This window comes from Streptomyces sp. NPDC002853 (assembly GCF_053591915.1).
Genome location: NZ_JBSFUS010000020.1, coordinates 77,978 through 84,934 on the forward strand (window position 1 = coordinate 77,978; position 6,957 = coordinate 84,934).

Genomic DNA, 6,957 nt, shown 5'->3' on the forward strand with positions numbered 1-6,957 from the left:
CCTCACGCGATGCGGTGGCAGGAAGAGGGGGCGGGAGCCGGACCGTCACAGACTCAGTACTTCGACGTCGCCCTCCGTCGCGCTCTGGAGGGGCGCCAGCAGGCCGCGCGCGACCAGTTGCGCACAGATGCGGTCCGCGATGCCGAGGGCGCTGTCGCCGCCGAGCAGATCCTTCAGGGCGAGGCCGACGCCGAGGTCGGTGTGCAGCCGGTGCCGCAGTCGCACGGCGAGCAGCGAGTCGAAGCCGAGCTCGGCGAGCCGGGTCCTGCGGGGTTCGGCCAGATCCACGGCGTCGCGCCCGAGCAGGAAGGCGACCCGGTCGAGCACCGCGGCCAAGGCCGCCTCACGCCCGGCCTCCGGCTCCTCGACGACAAGCCGCGTCAGCTCCGCGCGCTCGTCGTCCGTCAGCGCGGGGGGCGCGGCGGGCAGCACGTCCGGCGCCGCCCACACCCCCTGGTCACCCGCCGCCGGCCGCGGCGCGAGCCAGTACCTGCGCCGCTGGAAGGCGTACGTGGGAAGCTCCACGCGGCGTGCCCCCGTGCCCTCGAAGGCGGCCTGCCAGTCGACGGCGGCACCCGCGGCGCGGGCCGCCGCCAGGAGCCGCAGCACGGCCGCGGGGTTCGCGAGCGAGGCGTCCAGGCAGGTGTACGAGGGGTCAGGGTCGCCGGGGTCCGAGCGGTCCAGCCAGTGCGACGGGTCGCTCAACTCGACGTCGGTGAGCGGCTGTTGTGTAGTCCCCGACACCAGCGGGGTCGTGGGTGACGCGAAGGCGAGGCCCTCGACCGTGGAGGCGAGCGCGGCCTTGTCGGCGAGGGCGGCGGCGAGCGTGCACGCGTCGGTCAGGGACAGCGCGCCGCTCAGATGCGCGGCGGCGGCCTCCCCGGCGCCCGAGCGCGCGGTCAGTGCCCGTGGACGCAGACCGAAGGACTCCAGGAGCCGGTGAAGGGCGACGGAGAACGCGAACTCGGCGCAGTCGTCCGTGTCGTTGCCGTCGAGCGCCTTGCCGACCTCGTCCCAGGCCCGTGCGAAGGCGGGAAACCGCTCGTACAGGCGGCGGCTGTCCGCGCCGACGGCGCCGCCGAGACAGAACGTTCCGCCGCCGAGTGCGGCTTGCGTGTCCGCGGGCCCCTCTTGGCGCGCCACCGCGCACAGCTGATCCATGAGTTCGGCGGAGGTGGAGGCGACGAGCACCGCTTGCTCCGCGTGCGAGGTCCGGGCGCAGGCCAGGGTGAATCCGATGTCCAGCGGCGGCAGTTCGGGCCGGTCGGCCAGATGCGCGTGCAGTCGTGCGGCCTGCTCACGCAGGGCAGCCGGGGTCCTCGCCGACACCACCCACGGCACGGCGAGACCCTCGAGGTCCGCCGCGTCGGTGCGTGGCTCGGGGCGCGGTTCGGTGCGTGGTGCCTCGCCGAGGAGTACGTGGGCGTTCGTACCGCTGATGCCGAACGACGACACTCCCGCGATCCGGGGCCGTTGCGCGTCACGCGGCCACGGCCGGGACTCGGCGACGAGCCGCAGCGGTCCCGCCGCCCAGTCCAGGTCGTCGCTCGGCCGGTCCGCGTACAGATTCCCGGGCAGCCGCTCATGGCGCAGCGCGAGCACCGTCTTGATCACGCCCGCCACTCCGCTCGCGGCGTGCGGGTGGCCGATGTTGGTCTTCACCGAACCGAGCAACAGCGGCCGGTCGGCGGGCCGCCCCTGCCCGTACACCTCGAGCAGGGCGCCCGCCTCGATGCGGTCGCCCATGGCACTGCCCACGCCGTGCGCCTCCACGGCGTCGACCTGGTCGGGGGTGAGGCGGGCGTCGGCGAGCGCCTGACGCAGCAGGTTCCGCTGGGCGGTGCCGCTCGGCGCGGTGAGGCCGTTGGTCGCGCCGTCCTGGCCGACCGCGGAGCCGAGCAGTACGGCGAGCACGTCGCGGCCGTTGCGCTCGGCGTCCGAGAGCCGTTCGAGGACCAGCATGCCCACGCCCTCGGAGAAGCCGATGCCGTCGGCCGCCGCCGAGAACGCCTTGCAGCGCCCGTCGCGCGCCAGGCCGTGCCGCCGCCCGAACTCCTCGAAGGCGTCCGGCGTCGCCATCACCGCGACACCGCCCGCCAGGGCCAGCGTGCAGTCTCCGTCGCGCAGCGCCCGGCTCGCCGTGTGCAGCGCGACCATCGAGGAGGAGCAGGCGGTGTCGAGCGTGACCGCGGGCCCTTCGAGGCCCAGGGTGTAGGCGATCCGGCCGGTGGCCGCGCTCGGTGAACCACCGAGGCCCAGATACGGTTCCAGGCCCGCGGGCGGCTTCTCGCGCGAGTGCGGGCCGTAGTTGCCGTACACCAGGCCCGCGTAGATCCCGGTCCTGCTGCCGCGCAGCCGCTCCGGCACGACGCCGGCCCGCTCCAGCGCCTCCCAGGACGTCTCCAGGAGCAGGCGGTGCTGGGGGTCGAGGGCGAGCGCCTCGTGCGGGCCGATGCCGAAGAACTCCGCGTCGAAATCGGCGACATCGTCGAGGAATCCGCCCTCGTACGTGCCTGCTTTCTCCAGGCCGTCCGCATCGGGCGCGTACAACCCCGCGATGTCCCAGCCGCGGTCCGCGGGGAATGGAGAAATGGCATCACTGCCCGTGTCGACGAGCCGCCACAGATCCTCCGGGGACGTCACGCCCCCGGGGAACCGACAGGCCATGCCGACCACGGCGATCGGTTCGGCCGCGCGCGATTCGAGCTCCTGGACGCGGCGGCGGGAATTCTGGAGATCGGCAGTGACCTTCTTCAGGTATTGCCGCAGCTTCTCTTCATTCGCCAACGTACCGTCAGCCCCCTGTATTCATCGCCAAGTCGATTCGGGTCGCTCCGCCCTGGCTGCCGGTCAGTAATCTTCCGCGGCCACGTGGCCGAATCCCGCCGAAGGAACGGTAGAAGCGGAGAGCGGGCCCGGACCACCCCTAACCGCCCCCTAGCTCGCGCCTCGGCGCCGCCGCAGGGCCTTTAGGGGATCACCACGCGATCTAGGGGATGACGGCCCGACGGCGATTTCCTACCCTCGAATCGGCTTCTGTCGTGCCTGTCCGTCCCACACCGCCGAAATCTGCGGGCCCCATTCGAGCAGCGGAGGAAGTATGCCCGGCGACGAGATCACAGAGAAGATCCTCACCTATATCAAGAACAAGCACATGGACGGAGATGCCGAGTCCGAACTGGACGAGACGACGCCGCTTTTCGAACTGGGCATCATGAACTCTCTGCACACGCTTCTTCTTCTGCAGTTCATTCGCGACGAGCTCGGTGTCGCCGTTCCCGCCAACAAGATCAACGCGGCCAACTTCAAGAATGTGCGGTCCATCACCGCGCTGGTCCGCACCGTGGCCGGGGCGCCGGCGTCCTGAAACAGGCCCTGGCTCGGCGGGTGCGCGCGAGGGCCCGCCTTTCCGCTCGTGGACTTACCGGATCCGCACGTATCGGAGTACGACAACGGAGGGAGACGAGGTGAGCGTTCGGTCTCCCGAACCCATCGCCGTCGTAGGTCTCGGATGCCGCTTCCCCGGGGGCGTCCGTACCCTGGAAGCGCTCGGTGAGCTGCTCGAATCGGGTGCCGACGCGCTGACCGAGGTCCCGCGGGACCGGTGGGGCGCCGCCATCCACGACCCACTGCGCGAGCGGCCGGGCACGGTCGTCAGCCACGTCGGGGGGTTCCTCGACGACATCGACCGGTTCGACGCCGCGTACTTCGGGATCTCGCCCCGTGAGGCGGGACGCGTCGACCCGCAGCAGCGGCTGCTCCTCGAAGTGAGCGCGGAGGCCATGGCCGACGCGGGGCGTCCCCTCGGCCAATGGCGGGGAAGCCGTACCGCCGTGTTCGTCGGCATGCTCTCCAACGACTACACGCTGCTGCACGCCAAGACCCTCGGCACCGCCGGGATCGGCCAGCACTACGCCAGCGGCGTCGAGGCGAGCTTCGCCGCCGGACGCCTGGCCTACAGCTTCGACCTGCGCGGGCCGGTCGCCACCGTGAGCTCCGCCTGCTCGTCCTCGCTGCTCGCGGTGCACCAGGCCTGCCAGAGCCTGCGCGCGGGCGAGAGCGACACCGCCCTGGCCGGGGGCGTGAACCTTCAGATCACCCCCGACATCAGCGTGTTCATGAGCCAGGTAGGGGCGATCTCGCCGAACGGCCGCTGCCGGCCCTTCGACGCGCGCGCCGACGGGCTCGTGCGCGGCGACGGCTGCGGGATCGTCGTCCTCAAGCGGCTGCGGGACGCGCTCGCCGACCACGACCGCATCCACGCCGTGCTGCGCGGCTCGGCCGTCAACAACGACGGCGGCAGCGCGGGCCTGACCGCGCCCAACGGCGAGGCCCAGTCCGCCGTGCTGCGCGCGGCCCTGGCCGCGGCGGACGCGGCCGCGTCCGACGTCGACTACGTCGAGGCCCACGGCACCGGCACCCCGCTCGGCGACCTCATCGAACTGGAGGCACTCAGCGAGGTGTACGGGGCGGGGCGACACGACCGTGCGCTGCTCATCGGCTCCCTCAAGGCCGTCATGGGGCACATGGACGCGGCCGCCGGCATCGGCGGACTGCTCAAGGCCCTGTGGGTGATCCGCGCGGGCCGGGTGCCCGCGCAGCCCCACATCGAGAGCCTCAACCCCGCGCTCGACTGGGCCACGGCGGGTGTCGCCGTGCCCCTGACGACCACCGACGTGGCCCGCGCGGATGTGCCGGTGCGGGTCGGTGTCAGCGCCTTCGGGCTCAGCGGCACCAATGTGCACCTGGTCGCCGAGGGCGCCCCGGCGCCCGCTCCCGCTGATTCGCCGGTCGGCCCTCAACCAGCCGCGCCCTACGTCCTGTTGGCCTCGGCCTCCACCCCCGAGGGACTCGCCACGCAGGTCGCGCGCCTTCGTGAGCAGGTGGCGGGGGAGGACGACCTCGGTGAGCTCGCGGCGTCCGCCGCCACGCGCCGTACCCATGACGCCCACCGGTTCGCGGCCGTGGCCACCGACCGCAGGGACCTCGTCGACACGCTCGTCGACCCCGACGACCCGCCGCGCGACGCCTGCGCCGCGACCGTCGAGGACCCCGACGACCCGCCGCCCGCCGTCTTCGTCTACTCCGGGCAGAGTGGCCACTGGCCCCACATGGCCCTCGACCTGCATGCCACCGACCCGACCGTGCGTGATGCCCTCGACGAGTGCCACGAGCTGATCCGCGCCCACGCGGGCTGGTCGCTGCTCGACACGCTGCGGGCCACCGACGACCGGCTCGACCGCACCGACCGTGCCCACCCCGCGATCTTCGCGGTGCAGGTCGCGCTGACCCGCTGGCTCGCCGAGCGCGGTCTGGCTCCGGCCGCCGTGATCGGCCAGAGCCTCGGCGAGATCACCGCCGCGTACGCCGCGGGCAGCCTCACGCTGCGAGATGCCACCCGGCTTGTGGTCGAGCGGGCGGACATCCTGCACTCGCGGGCCGCGGGCCTCGGCTTCATGTACGCGGTGTCGGCCGGCGCCGACGAGGTACGCGAACTGCTCGGCGGGGCCTGGCCGCAGGTCGTGGTCGCCCTCGTCAACGGCCCTGACTCGGCGGTCGTCTCGGGCCCCGTGCCGGACCTCGACGATGCCGTGGCCGCACTGCGGGCGGCGGGCCTGCGCTGCAAGCGGCTCAACAGCGAATACCCGGCGCACAGCCCGGCCTTGGGCGGTTGCGCGGACGCGCTGTACGAGACGCTGTCCGGCGGCTCCGGCGGCTCCGGTGGCTCCGGTGGCTCCGGTCTGGCCGTGTCCGAGCCGACCACCCGTCTGCTGTCCACCGTCGACCCGGCGGCCGACCTGCGCCGCCCCGATGCCGCGTACTGGCGGCGCAATCTCGTGGAGCCGGTGCAGCTGTGGCCCGCGGTCGAGCGGCTCCTGGGCGAACGTGACTACGCGCTGGTCGAGATCGCCCCGCACCCCATGCTCGTACGGCCCCTCACTGACGCGGTGCGCCGCACCGGCCGCCGCGCGCCCGTCACCGGCACACTGCACCGCGCCGAGCGGGGCCCGGTGGCACTGCACAAGACGCTGGCCAGGCTGCATGTCGCCGGAGTACCCGTCGACTGGGACCGGGTCACCGGCAGGCCGCGACAGTTCCGCACCCTGCCCGTACCGACCTGGGGCGGCGACCGCCACTGGCTGCCGGGCGTCGAGCGGGGCCACCACGGCCCAGCACCGGAGACGCGCCTCGCGGAAGCGGCGGATCGGGGACCCGGAGCATCCGCGCCTGCGAACGAACCCACACCCGTGTCGACACCACCGGCGCAGCCCTCGCAGAACGTCACCATCGCCGACCGGGTCGCCGAAGTGATCCGCGCGGTGCTCGACCTGCCGCCGGACCAGCGGCTGCTGCGTCGACGCGGCTTGTTCGAACAGGGCCTGGACTCCCTGACGGCCGCGGAACTCCGCACCAGGCTCCAGGCCCAGTTCGGAGTGGCCCTCCCGGTACCGATCGTCTTCGAACACCCGACGGTGCAGGACCTGGCGACTTACCTGGAGACGGAGGCAACCGCCGCACCGACTGACGCCGACGACACCGCCAGGCCCGCGGCGGCCGACCGCGTCGACGCACCGACGGCCGAGTCCGCCCGTACCGGCGCTGTGGCGCAGCCGGAGGCCGAGGCGACGGTTGCGGCGGCGCTTGCCGGCGAGCCCGCACCGGAGCCCCACCCCGCCGACGCCGCGACGGCCGATCGCATCGATGCACCGGCGGCTGAGGCAGCGCCGACGGCCCGTGTCGCGACCCACCCCGCCGCCGAGGCGCTGCCGGAATCCGAGACGGCCAGGGTGGTCGAGACGGCCAAGAGGGTTGAGGCGGCCTATGTTGCCGGGACCGTGCCGGCTTCTATGCCTGGCGACTCCGCGACGGCCGATCGCATCGATGCACCGGCGGCTGAGGCAGCGCCGACGGCCCGTGTCGCGACCCACCCCGCCGCCGAGGCGCTGCCGGAATCCG

3 protein-coding genes are annotated in these 6,957 nt (G+C 73.2%); 2 read left to right on the forward strand and 1 reads right to left on the reverse strand.

The window, feature by feature from the left end; translation table 11 throughout:
* Nucleotides 1-45: 45 nt before the first annotated feature.
* Nucleotides 46-2,787, reverse strand: a complete 2,742-nt coding sequence (locus ACWD02_RS39955; protein WP_451220955.1) for a type I polyketide synthase — start codon at nucleotides 2,785-2,787, stop codon at nucleotides 46-48.
* A 313-nt stretch (nucleotides 2,788-3,100) separates the two neighbouring features.
* Between ACWD02_RS39955 and ACWD02_RS39960 the strand changes: the two genes are divergently transcribed.
* Both ACWD02_RS39960 and ACWD02_RS39965 read left to right on the forward strand, forming a co-directional pair.
* On the forward strand, nucleotides 3,101-3,367 hold the full coding sequence (locus ACWD02_RS39960; RefSeq protein ID WP_451220958.1) for an acyl carrier protein: 267 nt from the start codon (nucleotides 3,101-3,103) through the stop codon (nucleotides 3,365-3,367).
* A gap of 100 nt (nucleotides 3,368-3,467) precedes the next feature.
* Nucleotides 3,468-6,957, forward strand: a 3,490-nt coding sequence (locus ACWD02_RS39965) for a type I polyketide synthase (RefSeq protein WP_451220961.1), incomplete at its 3' end; no start/stop codon positions are given.

Coding starts and splice junctions, on each gene's coding strand:
- ACWD02_RS39960 (WP_451220958.1), top strand. CDS start 3,101: ATGCCCGGCGACGAGATCACAGAGAAGATCCTCACCTATATCAAGAAC.